The 18,248-nt window shown below is 59.2% G+C and carries 16 protein-coding genes; 12 read left to right on the top strand and 4 right to left on the bottom strand.

Features of this window, described 5'->3' with window-relative positions; genetic code table 11:
* The first annotated feature begins 64 nt into the window (after window positions 1–64).
* Window positions 65–478 carry an acyl-CoA thioesterase gene (locus H8B20_RS22335; protein WP_042557826.1) on the top strand — a complete coding sequence of 138 codons (414 nt, stop codon included), beginning with the start codon at window positions 65–67 and terminating at the stop codon, window positions 476–478.
* Window positions 479–596: 118 nt separating this feature from the next.
* Here the strand turns inward: H8B20_RS22335 and H8B20_RS22330 are convergent, their stop codons facing one another.
* Window positions 597–2,405: a cation:proton antiporter gene (locus H8B20_RS22330; protein WP_210624662.1), complete on the bottom strand. Its 1,809-nt coding sequence runs from the start codon at window positions 2,403–2,405 to the stop codon at window positions 597–599.
* 108 nt (window positions 2,406–2,513) lie between these two features.
* On the opposite strand from H8B20_RS22330, the gene xerD reads away from it, so the two are divergent.
* The 7 genes from xerD to H8B20_RS22295 all read left to right on the top strand — a co-directional run bounded on the left by xerD (window position 2,514) and on the right by H8B20_RS22295 (window position 9,706).
* The gene (xerD, locus tag H8B20_RS22325; protein WP_042557828.1) at window positions 2,514–3,410 is read left to right on the top strand and encodes a site-specific tyrosine recombinase XerD; all 897 of its coding nucleotides are present in this window, start codon (window positions 2,514–2,516) and stop codon (window positions 3,408–3,410) included.
* A 149-nt stretch (window positions 3,411–3,559) separates the two neighbouring features.
* Window positions 3,560–4,291: a bifunctional protein-disulfide isomerase/oxidoreductase DsbC gene (dsbC, locus tag H8B20_RS22320; protein WP_042557829.1), complete on the top strand. Its 732-nt coding sequence runs from the start codon at window positions 3,560–3,562 to the stop codon at window positions 4,289–4,291.
* 131 nt (window positions 4,292–4,422) lie between these two features.
* The gene (locus H8B20_RS22315; protein ID WP_047299866.1) at window positions 4,423–5,727 is read left to right on the top strand and encodes a homoserine dehydrogenase; all 1,305 of its coding nucleotides are present in this window, start codon (window positions 4,423–4,425) and stop codon (window positions 5,725–5,727) included.
* Between the two features lie 104 nt (window positions 5,728–5,831).
* Window positions 5,832–7,241 carry a threonine synthase gene (thrC, locus tag H8B20_RS22310; RefSeq protein ID WP_210624661.1) on the top strand — a complete coding sequence of 470 codons (1,410 nt, stop codon included), beginning with the start codon at window positions 5,832–5,834 and terminating at the stop codon, window positions 7,239–7,241.
* 120 nt (window positions 7,242–7,361) lie between these two features.
* Window positions 7,362–8,735 (top strand): transporter substrate-binding domain-containing protein, encoded by a 1,374-nt coding sequence (locus H8B20_RS22305; protein WP_210624660.1) that lies wholly within the window; start codon window positions 7,362–7,364, stop codon window positions 8,733–8,735.
* Between the two features lie 117 nt (window positions 8,736–8,852).
* Window positions 8,853–9,260, top strand: coding sequence for a response regulator (locus tag H8B20_RS22300; protein ID WP_210624659.1), 408 nt, complete (start codon window positions 8,853–8,855; stop codon window positions 9,258–9,260).
* 164 nt (window positions 9,261–9,424) lie between these two features.
* The gene (locus H8B20_RS22295; protein ID WP_042557835.1) at window positions 9,425–9,706 is read left to right on the top strand and encodes a DUF3509 domain-containing protein; all 282 of its coding nucleotides are present in this window, start codon (window positions 9,425–9,427) and stop codon (window positions 9,704–9,706) included.
* Window positions 9,707–9,883: 177 nt separating this feature from the next.
* On the opposite strand, the gene H8B20_RS22290 is transcribed toward H8B20_RS22295, so the two are convergent.
* Window positions 9,884–10,810 carry a TIGR02285 family protein gene (locus H8B20_RS22290; RefSeq protein ID WP_414704615.1) on the bottom strand — a complete coding sequence of 309 codons (927 nt, stop codon included), beginning with the start codon at window positions 10,808–10,810 and terminating at the stop codon, window positions 9,884–9,886.
* The gene (locus tag H8B20_RS22285) at window positions 10,791–11,990 is read right to left on the bottom strand and encodes a CaiB/BaiF CoA transferase family protein (RefSeq protein WP_042557837.1); all 1,200 of its coding nucleotides are present in this window, start codon (window positions 11,988–11,990) and stop codon (window positions 10,791–10,793) included. The genes H8B20_RS22290 and H8B20_RS22285 overlap by 20 nt, the downstream gene beginning before the upstream one ends.
* Before the next feature lie 146 nt (window positions 11,991–12,136).
* Between H8B20_RS22285 and H8B20_RS22280 the strand changes: the two genes are divergently transcribed.
* The 3 genes from H8B20_RS22280 to H8B20_RS22270 all read left to right on the top strand — a co-directional run bounded on the left by H8B20_RS22280 (window position 12,137) and on the right by H8B20_RS22270 (window position 15,825).
* A complete protein-coding gene (locus H8B20_RS22280; RefSeq protein ID WP_042557838.1) occupies window positions 12,137–12,679 on the top strand; it encodes a YaeQ family protein in 543 nt (180 codons plus the stop codon).
* 53 nt (window positions 12,680–12,732) lie between these two features.
* A complete protein-coding gene (recJ, locus tag H8B20_RS22275; protein ID WP_210624657.1) occupies window positions 12,733–14,442 on the top strand; it encodes a single-stranded-DNA-specific exonuclease RecJ in 1,710 nt (569 codons plus the stop codon).
* Window positions 14,443–14,718: 276 nt separating this feature from the next.
* Window positions 14,719–15,825 carry an NADH:flavin oxidoreductase/NADH oxidase gene (locus tag H8B20_RS22270; protein WP_042557840.1) on the top strand — a complete coding sequence of 369 codons (1,107 nt, stop codon included), beginning with the start codon at window positions 14,719–14,721 and terminating at the stop codon, window positions 15,823–15,825.
* Between the two features lie 202 nt (window positions 15,826–16,027).
* Here H8B20_RS22270 and H8B20_RS22265 read toward each other — a convergent pair whose 3' ends face one another.
* Entirely contained in the window at window positions 16,028–17,656 is a 1,629-nt protein-coding gene (locus H8B20_RS22265) for a glucan biosynthesis protein D (RefSeq protein ID WP_042557841.1), read from the bottom strand.
* A 404-nt stretch (window positions 17,657–18,060) separates the two neighbouring features.
* Here H8B20_RS22265 and H8B20_RS22260 point away from each other — a divergent pair, with 404 nt between their 5' ends.
* Window positions 18,061–18,246 (top strand): hypothetical protein, encoded by a 186-nt coding sequence (locus H8B20_RS22260; RefSeq protein WP_042557842.1) that lies wholly within the window; start codon window positions 18,061–18,063, stop codon window positions 18,244–18,246.
* The last annotated feature ends 2 nt before the right edge of the window (window positions 18,247–18,248 follow it).

Below are 18,248 nucleotides of genomic sequence, written 5' to 3'. Positions count from 1 at the left end.
GCCGAAGGCTGCGATCTTTTGATCTTGGTTTTACCGGAAGCCCAGCAATCACGAGCAGTAAGTAATGACCCCCCGCGACCAGGAAATCGAACGCCGCACCGAACTCTCGGTGACCCGCGTCACCAAAGCCGTCTTTCCGCCGACCACCAACCACCACAACACCCTGTTCGGCGGCACTGCGCTGGCATGGATGGATGAAGTGTCGTTCATCACCGCCACGCGTTTCTGCCGCTTGCCGCTGGTGACCGTGTCCACTGACCGCATCGACTTCAATCATGCAATCCCAGCGGGCTCCATCGTTGAGCTGGTAGGGAAAGTGATCAAGGTCGGCAACACCAGCCTCAAGGTCGAAGTGGAAGTGTTTGTCGAAAGCATGAGCTGCGACGGTCGCGAGAAAGCGATTCATGGTCAGTTCAGCTTTGTGGCAATTGATGATGACAAGCGCCCGGTGCCGGTGCTGCCAGGGTTTGCTGCCTGATCCACAACTGAGTCGCGTCATTCGCGAGCAGGCTCGCTCCCACAGTGATCAGGGCAAACACAAAATTCATGTACGGCACACAACCTGTGGGAGCGAGCCTGCTCGCGAAGACGTCAGGTCAGGCGCCGCTGATCTCAGGCTGAATCAGAGCCAACACTGTCCACCCGGATCCCGGCTTCACCGTAGTCTCCGGCGTCACCACATGCACCCAGCCACTGTCATCGCGCATGAACAGCAACGTTGCCCGATTACCATGCAGCGCGCGGTAATCATCCCAGCCAAACCCATCCGTCAGCGTCGTGCTGTACAACTCGGCACCCTGACTCAGCCGACTGGCCAGTTTCGCGTAAGTGAGAGCCTCACTGCCCAACTGATTACCACGGTGCTCCAGACTCGCCCGATGCTTATCGCTGCGGCGGCTTTCATGACCGCTCGCCAATCCGAAAAGGCGCTGATGCCCGAAGTCATGGCGAAAGCGCATTGCCGCCAGGGTGTTGAGTTCTCCTGACGGCGACAGTGCCAGCAAGTGCCCCAGCCCTACCAGATCCAGGTGCGCATCGGCATGTTGCGACGCCGGGTTGCCAAAGTAGGTCGGTATGCCTTCCATGCGTGCGGCACGAATGTTTTCCCAGCTCGAATCGGTCAGCAAAACCCGGCTGCCGAGTTGTTGCAGCGACTTGCCCAACTCCCGCGCCGGAGCATTCGCGCCCACGATCAAAAAACCGCTCGGGGCCGGCTCGGCGACCTTCAATAGTCGGGCAAGGGGGCGCGCCGTGGCACTTTGCAGGACCACCGTGCCGATGATCACCGCAAAGGTCAGCGGCACCAGCAGCAGCGCACCTTCATGTCCGGCTTCGTGGAGGCGAATCGCGAAAATCGCCGACACCGCCGCCGCCACTATTCCCCGTGGGGCAATCCAGCACAACAGCGCCCGCTCACGCCAACTGAGGCTGGAACCGGCAGTGCTGAGCAGTACGTTCAGCGGCCGGGCGATCAACTGAATCACCAGCAACAGAATCAACACCAGCGGCCCCAATCCGATCAGGGCGTAAAGGTCCAGGCGCGCTGCCAGCAGAATGAACAACCCGGAAATCAGCAGCACGCTGAGGTTTTCCTTGAAGTGCAGAATGTGCCGCACATCCACGCCCTTCATGTTGGCCAGCCACATGCCCATCAGCGTCACCGCCAGCAGGCCGGACTCGTGCATGACTTGGTTGGACGCAATGAAAATCCCCAGCACTGCCGCCAGCGAGGCGAGGTTATGCAGATACTCGGGCAGCCATTGCCGACGAATAACCGTGCCCAGCACCCAGCCACCGACGATCCCGAACACGGCGCCGCACAAAATGACGCCGCCGAAAGTGAACAGGCTCTGCTTGAGGCCATGCCCCTCGGCACTGGCGATGATGAAGCTGTAGACCACAACGGCGAGCAGGGCGCCGATCGGATCAATGACGATCCCTTCCCAGCGCAGAATGTTGGCAATAGAGGCTTTTGGGCGCACCACACGCAGCATGGGTACGATCACCGTAGGCCCGGTCACCAGCGTCAGACTGCCGAAGAGAATGGCCAGCATCCAGTCAAATCCGAGCAGGAAGTGGGTCGCGACCGCGATGACGATCCAGGTCGAGATCGCACCGATGGTCACCAGTCGGTGGACGACGCTTCCAATCTCGCGCCATTCCGACAGATGCAGGGTCAGGCTGCCCTCGAACAGGATCAACGCCACTGCCAGCGACACCAGCGGCATCAACAGTGGGCCGAACATTTCCTGTGGATCAAGCCAGCCCAGCACCGGGCCGACCAGAATGCCGGTCAGCAACAGAAACAAAATTGCCGGCAATTTCAAGCGCCAGGCCAGCCACTGGCACCCCAGCGCCGCCGCTCCAATTGCGCCAAACGCCATTAGGATTTGCTGTTCGTTCATTGAAGCTCCCTGTTCCTTGAAATGGCGGGCTATGAAAGACTAGCGCCCATTCCTACAGTTCACTCTTCATTTGCGTGCATTCTTTGAGACTGCATGCCTTGAGCGCCCATGCCTGCCATCGACCATCCGCAGATTGACCAATTCCTCGACGCTTTGTGGCTTGAAAAAGGCCTGTCCGACAACACTCGCGACGCCTACCGCAGTGATCTGGCGCTATTCAACGGCTGGCTGCAGGAAAAGAACCTGGAGCTGATCAACGCCGGTCGCGAACTCATTCTCGATCATCTGTCCTGGCGCCTGGAGCAAAACTACAAGCCACGCTCTACCGCCAGATTTCTCTCCGGCGTGCGTGGCTTTTATCGGTATTTGCTGCGAGAAAAGATCATCACCGTTGACCCGACGTTACGCATCGACATGCCCCAGCTGGGTAGACCGCTGCCCAAGTCACTGTCGGAAGCCGACGTCGAGGCACTGCTCAAAGCGCCGGATTTGAGCGAAGCCATCGGCCAGCGCGACCGCGCCATGCTGGAGGTGCTTTACGCCTGTGGTCTGCGGGTCACCGAGTTGATCAGTCTGACGCTCGAACAGGTCAACCTGCGTCAGGGCGTGCTGCGGGTGATGGGCAAGGGCAGCAAGGAGCGGCTGGTGCCGATGGGCGAGGAGGCGATTGTCTGGGTCGAGCGTTATATGCGTGACGGTCGCAGCGAGCTGCTCGGCGGCCGGCCCAGTGACGTGCTGTTCCCCAGTCAGCGGGGCGAGCAGATGACTCGCCAGACCTTCTGGCACCGAATCAAGCATCAGGCCAAGGTCGCCGGGATCGGCAAGTCGCTGTCGCCGCACACCTTGCGCCATGCGTTCGCCACGCATTTGCTCAACCATGGCGCGGACTTGCGCGTGGTGCAGATGTTGCTCGGGCACAGCGATCTCTCGACCACCCAGATCTACACCCACGTCGCCCGGGCACGCTTGCAGGACCTGCACGCCAAGCACCACCCCAGAGGCTGATCAACGTGGCTACAAGTGTTGTGACAGGCGCATTCGGCCACCGTGGCCTTATGTGTTAGGCTTTGCCGGTTTGCACGGTGGACGGTTATGACCCGGTGTTTCGGCACGGGCGTTCTGATCGATCCATTTGTCCGCCTTCAGGAGTTCTCATGCGTCTGACCCAGATTTTCGCCGCCGCAGCCATTGCGTTGGTCAGTACCTTTGCCGTCGCCGATGACGCGGCCAACAAAGCAATTCGTCAAAGCCTCGAAAAGCTCGAACTCGAGGTTCCGGTAGAAAGCATCAACGCCAGCCCGCTGCCAGGCATGTATGAAGTCAAGCTCAAGGGCAGCCGCGTGCTGTACGCCAGCGCCGACGGCCAGTACATCGTTCAGGGCTATCTGTTCCAGCTCAAGGACGGCAAGCCGGTCAACCTGACCGAGAAGGCTGAACGTCTGGGCGTCTCCAAACTGGTCAACGCCATTCCGGTTGCCGAAACCGTGGTTTACCCGGCCGTGGGTGAAACCAAATCGCACATCACCGTATTCACCGACACCACCTGCCCGTACTGCCACAAACTGCACGCCGAAGTGCCTGAGCTGAACAAGCGCGGTATCGAAGTGCGTTATGTGGCGTTCCCGCGTCAGGGCCTCGGTTCGCCGGGTGACGAGCAACTGCAAGCCGTGTGGTGCTCCAAAGACAAGAAAGCCGCCATGGACAAAATGGTCGATGGCAAGGAAATCAAGGCCGCCAAGTGCGAGAACCCGGTTTCCAAACAGTTTGCGCTCGGTCAGTCGATTGGCGTAAACGGCACACCGGCCATCGTTTTGGCCGACGGACAAGTCATTCCGGGCTATCAGCCGGCGCCACAAGTCGCCAAACTGGCGCTGGGCGCCAAGTAATTCGCATCGTCACGGTCAGCCTTTGACGATCATGGTCCGGTGGTAGCATCGCCGGACCATTAATAGAGAGCCGCGAGCACGCGGTTGTTTTCCGGCCGACCCTGCGTCGGCCGTTTTATGGGGAGTTCACAGTGAATCCGGTCAAAGTAGGCATCTGTGGGTTAGGGACCGTCGGTGGCGGAACCTTCAACGTACTTCAGCGCAACGCCGAGGAAATTGCTCGTCGTGCCGGGCGTGGGATCGAAGTGGCACAAATTGCCATGCGCACGCCAAAGCCTCAGTTCCAGACGACCGGTATTGCGATTACCAACGATGTCTTCGAAGTGGCCACGAACCCTGAGATCGACATCGTCATAGAGCTGATGGGCGGCTACACCGTTGCCCGCGAGCTGGTACTCAAGGCCATCGAGAATGGCAAGCATGTGGTCACCGCGAACAAGGCTCTGATTGCCGTTCACGGTAATGAAATTTTCGCCAAGGCACGCGAGAAAGGCGTGATCGTGGCGTTCGAAGCGGCAGTGGCCGGTGGCATTCCGGTGATCAAGGCGATCCGTGAAGGCCTGTCCGCCAACCGCATCAACTGGGTCGCCGGGATCATCAACGGCACGGGCAACTTCATCCTCACCGAGATGCGTGAGAAGGGTCGCACCTTCGAAGACGTGCTGGCCGAAGCTCAGGCACTGGGTTACGCCGAAGCCGATCCGACCTTCGACGTTGAAGGCATCGACGCGGCGCACAAGCTGACGATTCTGGCCTCCATCGCGTTCGGCATTCCGCTGCAATTCGACAAGGCTTACACCGAAGGCATCACCAAGCTGACCACGGCTGACGTCAACTACGCCGAAGCGCTGGGCTATCGCATCAAGCACCTCGGCGTGGCGCGCAGCACTGACGCCGGCATTGAGTTGCGCGTACACCCGACGCTGATCCCGGCCGATCGTCTGATCGCTAACGTCAACGGCGTGATGAACGCGGTGATGGTCAACGGTGACGCCGCTGGTTCGACCCTGTTCTACGGTGCTGGCGCTGGCATGGAGCCGACGGCTTCGTCAGTGATCGCCGACCTCGTGGACGTGGTTCGCGCCATGACATCCGACCCGGAAAACCGCGTACCGCATCTGGCCTTCCAGCCGGATTCGCTGTCGGCCCATCCGATCCTGCCGATCGAAGCCTGCGAAAGCGCCTACTACCTGCGCATTCAGGCCAAGGACCATCCGGGCGTTCTCGCTCAGGTGGCGAGCATCCTCTCGGAGCGTGGCATCAACATCGAGTCGATCATGCAGAAGGAAGTCGAGGAACACGACGGTCTGGTGCCAATGATCCTGCTGACCCACCGAGTGGTGGAACAGCGGATCAACGATGCGATCGCCGCTCTCGAGGCCCTGGCCGGCGTAGACGGTCCGGTTGTGCGGATCCGTGTCGAACACTTGAATTAACAGCAGCTACAAGCGGCAAGCCACAAGCGGCAAGACAAAGCGGTTCGGCTTTTTCTTGCAGCTTGTAGCCTGAAGCTTGCAGCTCAAACCGAAGGTTTGCCCTCATGCGTTATATCAGTACCCGCGGCCAGGCACCGGCCCTGAATTTCGAAGACGTCCTGCTGGCAGGTCTCGCCACCGATGGCGGTCTGTACGTCCCGGAAGTCCTGCCACGTTTCACGCAGGAAGAAATCGCTTCCTGGGCTGGCCTGCCGTATCACGAGCTGGCCTTCCGGGTTATGCGACCGTTCGTGACCGGCAGCATTCCGGACGCCGATTTCAAAAAGATTCTTGAAGAAACCTACGGCGTGTTCTCGCACAGTGCCGTCGCGCCGCTGCGTCAACTGAACGGCAACGAATGGGTGCTGGAGCTGTTCCACGGCCCAACCCTGGCGTTCAAGGACTTTGCCCTGCAATTGCTCGGTCGTCTGCTCGACTACGTGCTGGAAAAGCGCGGCGAGCGCGTGGTGATCGTCGGTGCCACCTCGGGTGATACCGGTTCGGCTGCCATTGAAGGCTGCAAGCACTGCGAAAATGTCGACATCTTCATCCTGCACCCGCACAACCGTGTGTCCGAAGTGCAGCGTCGCCAGATGACGACGATTTTCGGCGAGAACATCCACAACATCGCTATTGAAGGCAACTTCGACGACTGCCAGGAAATGGTCAAGGCCAGCTTCGCCGACCAGAGCTTCCTCAATGGCACGCGTCTGGTGGCAGTGAACTCGATCAACTGGGCGCGGATCATGGCCCAGATCGTCTACTACTTCCACGCCTCCCTGCAGTTGGGCGGCCCGGCGCGTTCGGTGTCGTTCTCGGTGCCGACCGGCAACTTCGGCGACATCTTCGCCGGTTACCTGGCGCGCAACATGGGCCTGCCGATCAACCAGTTGATCGTCGCCACCAACCGCAACGACATCCTGCACCGCTTCATGAGCGGTAACCAGTACGTCAAGGAAACCCTGCACGCGACATTGTCGCCGTCGATGGACATCATGGTCTCGTCGAACTTCGAGCGCCTGCTGTTCGACCTGCACGGTCGCAACGGAGCAGCGATTGCCGGGCTGATGGACTCATTCAAGCAGGGCGGTGGTTTCAGCGTCGAACAAGAGCGCTGGACCGAAGCCCGCAAACTGTTCGACTCGTTGGCCGTCGACGATGCGCAGACCTGTGAAACCATTGCCGAAGTTTACGAGCAGACCGGTGAACTGCTGGATCCGCACACAGCCATCGGTGTCAAAGCCGCGCGCGAGTGCCGTCGCAGTCTGGACATCCCGATGGTCATTTTGGGCACTGCCCATCCGGTGAAATTCCCGGACGCGGTGGAGAAGGCCGGTGTAGGAAAAGCTCTCGAGCTACCTGCACATCTTTCTGATTTGTTTGAGCGAAATGAGCGCTGCACCGTTCTGCCGAACGACCTGAAAGCCGTGCAGGCCTTTGTCAGCCAGCATGGCAACCGCGGCAAGCCACTTTAAGCCCGCGAAAGCTGTCACATTTTGAAGCCCGTCTCCTGACGGGCTTTTTTGTTTCTACTGCCACACTGTTCGGGTTTTCACCCACGAAGGACGGGTGAGTCGATCACGAAGGATGTGGCAATGCTGTTTTATAGAGGTTTGAAACCGGCACTGGTTTGCCTGGTCTTTTTCGCAGTGATGGGACTGGTGCGCGGCAGTGTGGCGGCGCAACTGGCACTGCATGAAAACGCCGACTTGCCTGGCGTCCAGCCTGTCGAGCTGGACGCCCGCGAGCGCCAATGGATTCGCGACAACCCCAAGGTGACGGTGGCGTCGGTGCAGTACCCGTTGTATCTGTTTCAGGATGAACATGGGCACTGGAGCGGTCTGAACATTGATGTGCTCAAGCGCGTCACTGCGATGACCGGGCTTCGGTTTGAGCATCACGAGTCGTTTTCCACCGATCAGATGCTCGAGCGCCTCGAGAGTGGGCAGGCGGACATGAGTACCACCCTGGCCATGAGCGATGAGCGCAAAGTGTTTCTGGATTTCAGTCATGCATTTGGCGGCGCAGGGTGGGTGTTTGTTGGCCGCGCCGGAGCGCCATCGGTGGAGTCTCTGGAGCAACTGGCCACGCGGGTGCTGGTGCTACCGGCCCGGCATGCTCTGGAGAATGTGATCCGACGCGAATACCCATCGATCGAGATTCGCTCGGTCAAGACCTACGCCGAAGCGCGGGCACTGGTCGAGAGCGGTGAGGCCTACGCAACTATCGAAAACGAAATCGGTGCGCAGCTTTATCCATTGGGGCTGCTCAAGGTCGGTGCTCTGGTGGAGGGCAAGTGGGAGGCTGAGCACCTGGCGGTACGCAAAGGCATGCCCGAACTCTTGAGTATTCTCAACAAGGCGCTGGAGGCGTTTCCCGCGGCCGAACTTCGCGCCATTCGCCTGAAATGGCTGGAGGGTATATCCCCGGCTCCGTCGCCCTCGCTCTGGCAACGGATAATTGAGTGGGGCTGTTGGGCAGCGGTAGTCGCTGGCATGTTCGGCCTGCTCTCGCTGGTGTGGAACCGACGGCTGACGGTGGTGATCAAGCAACGGCGCGCAGCCGAGAAAAGCCTTGGCGATCAATTGGCTTTTCAACATGCGCTGATCGACTCCATGCCCGATCCGATATTCGTTCGTGATCTGCAAGGATGTTTGATCATGTGCAACCGCAGTTATGAGGAGGCGCTTTCGGTTCGGCTGGATCAGATTCAGGGGCGGCTATTGATCGAGATCGATGCGTTGCCCGAAGCGACAGCGCTGATGCTGCACAACGAGTTCATGGTGCAGTTGCGCACGCGCAAGTCGCGCTTCAGCAAGCGCTATTTGCAGCTCAAGAGCGGTCGCCGCGAGGTCTATCAGTGGACGGTGCCGTTCTACAGTGCCGACGGCAATCTGCGTGGTTTGCTGGGTGGCTGGACGGACATAACCCAGCGTCGGACGGAAAGCGGGTGCCGATGTCAGCACTGAAGATCGGAAATGTCCTATAAGATGCGGCTACTTTTCCGATGGGAGGCTTAAGAGGGCTGCCCTAGAGTGGACGATAAATGCGGTGTGAGTCCGCGATTGTCGCCCCAGAGGTCGCCCATGCGCTCGCTTAAAGTCCTGATTCTTGAACCCGATCCGTTTCAGATGATGGCATTGCATCAAATGCTCAATGCCATCGGCATCTATAACGTACTCACCGCGCCGTCGCTGGCCTCGGCCTTGTGTTCGCTGGATCATCGTGGTGCGGTCGATATCGCCATTTGCGATCCACAGCTCAAGGGCGGCCATGGCCTGGCGTTGATCCAGCATCTGGCGGTGCAGCGTGAGGCACGTGCGCTGATTCTTTTGGGGGCGGTCGCACCGAGTCTGCTGAACGATCTCGGGCCGCTGTTGAACACTCATCGACTGCGACTGTTGGGACGTCTGCAAACGCCGGTATCGGCGGTATTGATGCGAGGTTTGCTGGACAGTTACCTGATCGCCCCCCTGCAACCCGCCGAGGTTTGATGCGTACGGTTTTTTTTCTGTCACCTTCGCCGTGCATGCTCTGACAGACCGGTGACACTCCAATGCTTGCGACCGGAATACAGAACTTTCTTCTCGGGCCGATTGTCATTTATTGTAGACATGCCCCAGACACAATGTTTTCGGACTATTGAGTGGAGATCGAGATGGAAAGTATCAGTCTATTGCTCGGTGAGGCTCTGAGCCCGTATCAGGTTTCGTTGTCTCCAAACGGTGCTCATGGCGAATGCCTGGTGAGCTTGAAGAACAGCAGCGGCGCGATTGTGGTGGAACGTGAATTCAATCAGGCGCAACTGACCGACAAGCGTCAGTTGACCGATGTTGTCGACGGCCTGCACCGTGACATCCTGATTGCCGAAGGACGCCTGGAACCCTGCGTGATCGCGGCCTTGCGCAATGCAGCTCTGGATAAGCGTCCGGCGGTTTGAAAAATGAAATGTCTTTTGTGGGAACCTTCCTGCATCCCTGTCAGTCAGACCCCGTAACAGCAAGATCAAGCATTGTGCTCCGGTGCTTGTCGCTTGCTGCTACTGGCCTTTATGTAGGCCACGTTTAACCCCGAGTCGTCTCCCCACTTCTCGGGGTTTCTTTTGTCCGCAATTTATTCAATGCACCGATTGATGTTCGAAAAACCTTCGGGCCTGTTCGACGTAATCGGTGCGCATCTCAGGATCGAGCCAGTCAGCGTAGCGCTGGTTTAATAAATCGTGGGGCAGGGTGTGCAGCAACTGGTTGATCTCGGTGATCGCCTGGCGCCCCTGAGGCGTGTCAGAGCAGCCGATGTAACCCGAAAGATACTTGCCGTTGTCGCGAACCGGATAGAAGCGCAATTCGTCTTCGGCAATGTGCGCCAGTTGAGCCTGATAACGGATCTCCGGCCAGTATCCCAACACCACCTGCAACCGACCGAGGCGCTGCATCAGCAGCAGACTGTTCAGGGCGTCGTTGCCGTAATGAGCGGTCAGTGCATCCTTCGGGGCCTTGTGCAGCAAATTGTCGACCAACTCACCGTAACTGCGCCCCGCCACGACGCCGATCTTTTCTTCGCCATTGGCCAGGAGCGCGGCCAGATCGACCTCACCGTCCACCAGAAAAGGCGCCAATACGTCGTGATCTTTCTGGCGCACCACCAGCCCATTGCTGACAGCGCGGAACGCCGGGATGGAAAAAGCGATCCATTGCGCCCGCTCCTTGCTCCACATCAGCGACGGGTCGCACGTGAAGGTTGCGTTTTGAAGCATCTGCATGCCCCGGGCGCGGTTGACCCGCATCAGCGTGTGTTCGTATTGCGGCATGCCGGCGATCAGCATCGGCATCAAGTGGTCGATGACCCCCTGACCCTTTTTCGGACCTTCAAAAATGGTCAGTGGCGGCAGATCGCGCAGTAACCAGATCAAGGTCGGTTTTGCCTGTGCCCAGGCTGGCAGGGCCAGCAGAAACAACAGGCCGAACAGCCGCCACGTCCACCAGTGGAGGGCGTTTGGGGCGTCGGATATCTGCAGGCGTTTCAGCTCAAATGGCTCCGTCTTCACGCAGCCGGGCGATCTGCTTCTCGTCGTAGCCAAGATCGTGGAGTACCTGCGCATTGTGTTCACCGAGCTGCGGCCCGACCCATTCGGAGGAGCCCGGTGTCTCTGAGAGTTTCGGCACGATGCCGGGCATCTTGAAGGGCTTGCCATCCGGCAATTTGGCGTGCAGGAACATTTCCCGGGCCAGATATTGTGGATCGGTGAACATGTCCTCGGCGCTGAAGATCCGGCTGACCGGCACGTCGGCCTGATTGAGCAGATCCAGCACGGTCTGCAGTGGCAGCGAATTGACCCAGCGATCGATTACGCCATACAACTCGTCACGTCGACTGTCGCGCCCGTCGTTGCTGGCCAGCATTGGGTCGTTGGCCAGATCTTCACGGCCGATGGTCAGCATGAAACGCTTGAAAATCGCATCGCCGTTGGCGCCGATCTGCACATGCTTGCCGTCGGCGCTGGTGTGGATCGAGGAGGGCGTGATGCCGGGCATGATGTTGCCGGTGCGCTCGCGGATGAAACCGAACACGTCGAACTCCGGCACCATGCTTTCCATCATGGCGAAGATTGCTTCATACAGTGCGACATCGACCACTTGGCCCAAACCGCCGTTGACCTCACGATGACGCAGCGCCATCAGCGCGCCGATCACGCCCCACAGCGCCGCAATCGAATCGCCGATGGAGATCCCGGTGCGCACCGGCGGTCGATCCTCGAAACCGGTGATGTAGCGCAAGCCACCCATGGATTCGCCCACGGCTCCGAAACCCGGTTGATCCTTCATCGGCCCGGTCTGACCAAAACCGGAGAGGCGCACCATCACCAGTTTCGGGTTCAAGGCGTGCAGGGTTTCCCAGCTCAGGCCGAGTTTTTCCAATACGCCCGGGCGGAAGTTCTCAATCAGGATGTCGGCTTCAGCGAGCAGTTTTTTCAGGATGGCCAAACCGTCAGGGTGTTTGAGGTTCAGCGTCAGCGACTTCTTGTTGCGCGCCTGAACAAACCACCACAAGGACGTGCCTTCGTACAACTTGCGCCATTTGCGCAGCGGATCACCGCCGTCCGGCGATTCGATCTTGATCACTTCGGCGCCGAACTCGCCGCAAATGCGCGAGGCAAATGGCCCGGCAATCAACGTACCCAATTCAATGACTTTCACACCGCTGAGCGGTTTATTGGCGAACGGCATACAGAATCCTGTAGGACAAGGCTGAGCGTATACAGCGTTTTAACATAGCCGGCCGTCAGGCGCCCCAAGTTGATCGCCATCAATTCGATGATTGCCTACCGCATCGGTTAGACTTGCCGACTTTCCTCGTATCAAGAAGCCCGTTCATGGCCCAGCCTTCCACCACCTACAAGTTTGAACTGAACCTCACCGACCTCGACCGCAGTGTCTACGAGAGCGTCAAGCAAACCATCGCCCGTCACCCTTCGGAGACCGAAGAGCGCATGACCGTGCGGTTGCTGGCCTACGCCCTCTGGTACAACGAGCAGTTGTCGTTTGGCCGTGGTCTGTCAGATGTGGATGAACCTGCTCTGTGGGAAAAAAGCCTGGACGACCGTGTCCTGCACTGGATTGAAGTCGGCCAGCCTGATTCCGACCGTCTGACCTGGTGCTCGCGCCGTACCGAGCGCACCAGCCTGCTCGCCTATGGCAGCCTGCGCGTGTGGGAAACCAAGGTGATCCCGGCGATCAAGAACCTGAAAAACGTCAACATCGCCGCCGTCCCGCAAGAAGTCCTGGAAACCCTGGCCAAGGACATGCCCCGCGTCATCAAGTGGGACGTGATGATCAGCGAAGGGACGATCTTCGTCACCGACGACCGTGGTCAACACGAAGTCCAGTTGCAATGGCTGCAAGGCGAGCGCGGCTGATTCGCGCCATCGCTGATTAATCCTACGTATTCAAGAGAAGTCTCCGTAACTCCATGCGCATCGAACCTCGCCAACTGCCTGCCACTCTGCCATTTCTAGGTGATCTGCCGCCGCTGCTGACCCGCTTGTACGCGGCGCGGGGCGTGCGGTCCGAGGTGGAGCTGGACAAGAGCCTCAAGCACTTGATCCCGTTTGAGAAACTCAAGGGCATCGAGGCCGCGGTAGACCTGCTGGTGACGGCGCTGGAGCAACGACAGCGCATCCTCATCGTCGGTGACTTCGATGCCGATGGCGCTACGGCCAGCACTGTCGGCATGCTCGGCTTGCGCTTGTTGGGCGCGGCGCATGTCGACTATCTGGTGCCGAACCGCTTTGAATACGGCTACGGCCTGACCCCGGAAATCGTCGAAGTCGCACTGACCCGTGAGCCGCAATTGTTGATCACTGTCGACAACGGCATCTCCAGCGTCGAAGGTGTGGCTGCCGCCAAGAAGGCCGGGCTCAAAGTATTGATCACCGACCACCACTTGCCCGGCGATGAACTGCCGTTGGCCGATGCGCTGGTCAATCCAAACCAGCCGGGCTGCGAATTCCCAAGCAAGGCGCTGGCCGGGGTCGGGGTGATTTTCTACGTGTTGATGGCCTTGCGTGCGCGCCTGCGCAGCCTCGGCTGGTACGAGAACGCGCCGCAACCGAACATCGGCGAACTGCTCGATCTGGTGGCGCTGGGCAGCGTCGCTGACGTGGTGCCGCTGGACGCCAACAACCGGATTCTGGTGCACCAGGGGTTGGAGCGGATTCGTGCCGGGCGAGCGCGGCCGGGGATCAAAGCGATTCTCGAAGTGGCCAAGCGTGATGCAGCGCGCATCACTTCAACCGATCTGGGATTCATCGTCGGCCCACGGCTGAACGCCGCCGGGCGTCTGGATGACATGAGCCTGGGCATCGAATGCCTGCTCACCGCCGACACCAACCTCGCCCGGGAAATGGCCGCGCAACTGGATGGCATGAATCAGGATCGCAAATCCATCGAGCAGGGCATGCAGCGTGAAGCGCTGGCCCAGCTCAAGGATTTGCCCGTCGAGTCGATGCCGTTTGGCTTGTGCCTGTTTGATCCTGAATGGCACCAGGGTGTTATCGGTATTCTGGCCTCGCGGATGAAAGAGCGTTATTTCCGTCCGACCATTGCCTTTGCCGATGCTGGCGACGGGTTGCTCAAGGGCTCCGGGCGTTCGGTGCAGGGTTTCCATATTCGCGATGCGTTGAGCGTGGTCGCGGCGCAACACCCAAACCTGATCGCCAAGTACGGTGGCCACGCGATGGCGGCTGGCCTGACCTTGCCGCAAGAAAATTTTCCGTTATTCGCCGAAGCATTCGACGCCGAAGTGCGCAGGCAGCTTCGCGAAGAGGACCTGACCGGGCGCTTGCTGTCCGATGGCACGCTGGCCGTTGAAGAATTTCACCTCGAACTGGCCCGCGCCCTGCGCCATGCCGGACCGTGGGGGCAACACTTCCCTGAGCCGCTGTTCCACGGTGTGTTCCAGTTGGTCGAGCAGCGCGTGGTCGGCGAGCGTCACCTGAAAGTGGTGCTGAAAAGCGAATGCGGCTCGGTGAAACTCGACGGCATTGCGTTCGGTATCGATCGTGATATCTGGCCCAACCCGACGATTCAATGGGTCGAACTGGCTTACAAACTCGACGTCAACGAGTTCCGCGGCAACGAGACGGTGCAACTGATGATTGCCCACATCGAACCGCGTTAACCCCATTCACGAGCAAGTCGCACGGCCGCTCCCACACCTGGAATGCATTCCCTTGTGGGGGCGAGCTTGCTCGCGAAAGCGGTCTGTCAAACACAGAATCACTCTGAACCCTCCCTCATCCCCGGTTGTCGACTAGGCTCTAAGCACTGCTTGATTGGCCTTGTGACGTCTTGTCGAATTTTTTGCCCGCGGGGGCGGGTGCTGCACCTTTTCCTGTCACTCGTCGACTTTTCAAACAGAACCCTGGAGCCTGCCCACTGATTTGAGAGGTGCCCCATGAGTCTGCTGCTTGAACCTTTTAACCTTCGCCAACTGACCCTGCCCAACCGCATCGCCGTATCGCCCATGTGCCAGTACTCCAGCGTCGACGGCCTGGCCAACGACTGGCATCTGGTGCACCTCGGCAGCCGCGCTGTGGGTGGCGCCGGGCTGGTATTCACCGAAGCCACGGCGGTCACGGCCGACGGGCGGATCACCGCCGAAGACCTTGGCCTGTGGAACGACGACCAGATCGAACCGCTGCAACGCATCACCCGATTCATTACCGCTCAGGGCGCGGTCGCTGGCATTCAACTGGCTCACGCCGGGCGCAAGGCCAGCACACACCGCCCGTGGATTGGCAAACATGGCAGCGTAAAACCCGATGATGGCGGCTGGACGCCGGTCGGCCCTTCACCGATTGCCTTCGACCCGCAACACACTCAACCGAAACAGCTCGATGAAGCGCAGATTGCTGACGTCATTCAAGCCTTTGTGGATGCCGCCAAGCGCGCGCTGACGGCAGGCTTCAGTGTGGTCGAAGTGCATGCGGCCCACGGTTACCTGCTGCATCAGTTTCTGTCGCCGCTGAGTAATCAACGGCGGGATCAGTACGGCGGCTCATTCGAAAACCGCATTCGCCTGGTGCTGCAGGTCACCGAAGCCGTTCGCGCTGTCTGGCCGGAAGAGTTGCCGGTGTTTGTCCGCGTGTCGGCTACCGACTGGGTCGAGGACGGCTGGAACCCTGACGAAACCGTGGAGCTGGCGCGTCGCCTGCACACCCTCGGAGTGGACTTGATCGACGTTTCGTCGGGCGGCACCGCAGCCAACGCTGAGATTCCCGTTGGGCCGGGCTATCAAACCCGCTTCGCCGAGCGCGTGCGCAAGGAGTCAGGCATCGCCACCGGCACTGTGGGAATGATTACCGAGCCCGCCCAGGCCGAGCACATTTTGCGCACCTGTCAGGCTGACATCATCTTCCTCGCCCGCGAGCTGCTGCGTGATCCGTACTGGCCGCTGCACGCCGATGATGACTTGGGTGGGCGCAAAGCCGTATGGCCGGCGCAATATCAGCGCGCGACCCATCGTGATCAGCCGATTCATGAGTCTGATCTGCGCGACTGAGTCAGTAGCGGTAAAGCAAAAAGCCCCGGTCAGTGATGGCCGGGGCTTGGTTTTGTCTGATGATCTTTTGTTGAAATACTGCCGTCATCGCTGGCAAGCCAGCTCCCACAGGTTTGGCGTCGTACACAAAAATTGTGATCAACACCAAACACTGTGGGAGCTGGCTTGCCAGCGATGAGGCCCGTGCAGGCGCCTCAAATCATCAAGGGTATTTGCGCTTGTCCGGCGCCGGCGGGAAGTACTGGTACAACCAGGTCTCACTCAACGTGCGGTCATTGGTACGGATGAATAACCGCAGCTCAACCGGCTCGACGCTGTCATTGGTTGGATACCAATCGAACAGGATCCGATAGCCCTTGATGTCATCCAGTACCAGCACGCTGAAGTCCTGCACCTTGCCGTTCGAGCAGGTGACTACTGGCTCGATCCCGGTGCCTGGCGGCAGGCGATCGAGCCCGCCTCCGTTGAAGTCCACGGCGAAACGACGCGCCCAGACTGGCGGATAATGCTCGCCGGGTGCCCAGCCTTCGACGAAACCGCCCATCCCGGAACGCGTCGCGTGCACCCGCGCCAACGGCGTACTCACTGGCGGCAGGGCGCTCCAGTACAGCTTGTAGCCGTAATTCAGCGAATCCCCGGCAGCCACCGGTTTTTTCGGTGTCCAGAACGCCACGATGTTATCGAGGGTCTCGCCGGTTGTAGGAATTTCCAGCAGATCGATAGAGCCTTCGCCCCACGCGGTTGTAGGTTCTACCCACAGGCTCGGGCGCTTGCTGTACCAGTCGACGGTGTCCTGATAATTGGCGAACTCATGGTCGGTCTGCACCAGGCCAAAGCCCTTCGGATCGGTGTCGGCAAACGCGTTGAATTGCAGGGTTGCCGGGTTGTTCAGCGGGCGGCAGATCCACTCGCCGTTGCCACGCCACATCGCCAGGCGATCCGAATCGTGGATTTGCGGGTGAATGGTGTCGCACATACGGCGCTCGTGGGTTCCGCAACTGAACATACTGGTCATCGGCGAGATGCCCAACTGTTCGATGGCAGTACGTGCATTGATGTGTGCGTCGACTTCCATTACCACGCGCTCGGCCTGGCAATCGATATCGAAACGGTAAGCGCCGGTGGCACTCGGTGAATCGAGCAGGGCATACACCACAAAACGCGTGGCGTTTTTGTCCGGCGTCTCGAACCAGAACTTGGTGAAGTCAGGGAATTCTTCGCGTTTTTTAGCGTAAGTGTCGATCGCCAGCCCGCGCGCCGAAAGGCCATATTGGCCAGTGGCATCGACTGCACGGAAATAGCTGGCGCCGAGAAAAGACAGCACGTCATGCCGATCAAGTTCCGGAGCCTTGAACAACTTGAAACCCGCAAAACCCAGGTCGCCCTTGAGCTGCTGGGTGTCGACCGAAGTGTTTTCATAGTTGAACAGCGCCGGACGGAAATGCACTTCGCGGGCGGTGCGGGTCTTGGCATCGACGCTGTACATGCGCACCGGCTGGCGGAAACCCATGCCGACGTGGAAGAACTGCACGTCCAGTTGACCCTTGTTCTCCTTCCACAACGAATGCTCGCCGTCGTAGCGGATCGCGTTGAAGTTTTGCGGGGTCATGGTCGCCAGGGTCGGCGGCAGCACCTGTTTGGTGTTCTGATAGGCGTTGCCAGCGAGTTGCTTGGCCTGACGCTTCAGCGCTTCGAAATCGAAGGACTGTGCCTCGCCATCGGCGGCGCCACCATTGGCAGCCCAGGCACGACTGGCCAGCAGGCCGGTGGCCGAAAGACCGGTGTAAGCCGCAATGGCCATGGACGCTTTGAGCAAATTCCTGCGGTGCATAAATACAACCTGTCGTGTGCAATCCCGCGCCTTTCCTGGCACGTGCTGGATCATAAAAAACGGTTCGGGCAAGCCTTCGACCAAACGCAACGGACTTTAAACAGATGCCGGATAGCTTAAACCGTTCGATTGTCGAGCAGAAATGATTGATTACAAGACGTCGGCTGGCAATGAAACAAGACATGTCTGTATTTTTTCCGACAGCGCTTTCTGATTTATACGACATATCTGCTTTTCTCGACTAATTACTCTAAATAACCCTTTCCAGCGCCGAATTAATTTCTATTCTATGGGCATGACCGGTCGCGAACGTTCAGACCGGTGGGGCACTCGACGCTGCTGAAAGGGGCAGGGCGATGTGGTGGTTTAGCAGTTCTTTGACGTATTAGAGAAGGACATCGTCCATGGAAAAAATACAAGGCATCACCGACATGTTGGGCATCTTTCCCTGCCTGGGCAGCGGCCGCAGAAGACGCCGGCTCAGCTCCGATGAGCTGAAACTGGTGGAACGTTATCGAGAGCTTTCGGAGAGCGACCGGATAGCGATGCGCTATCTGGTGGACGCGATGAGGAGTGTTTCGCGGTTCTAACT

Source organism: Pseudomonas sp. P42 (assembly GCF_017973755.1).
Lineage (GTDB): Bacteria > Pseudomonadota > Gammaproteobacteria > Pseudomonadales > Pseudomonadaceae > Aquipseudomonas > Aquipseudomonas iridis.
The sequence above is the reverse complement of the archived record's forward strand: the minus strand, read 5'-3'. Positions and strand labels throughout refer to the sequence as shown.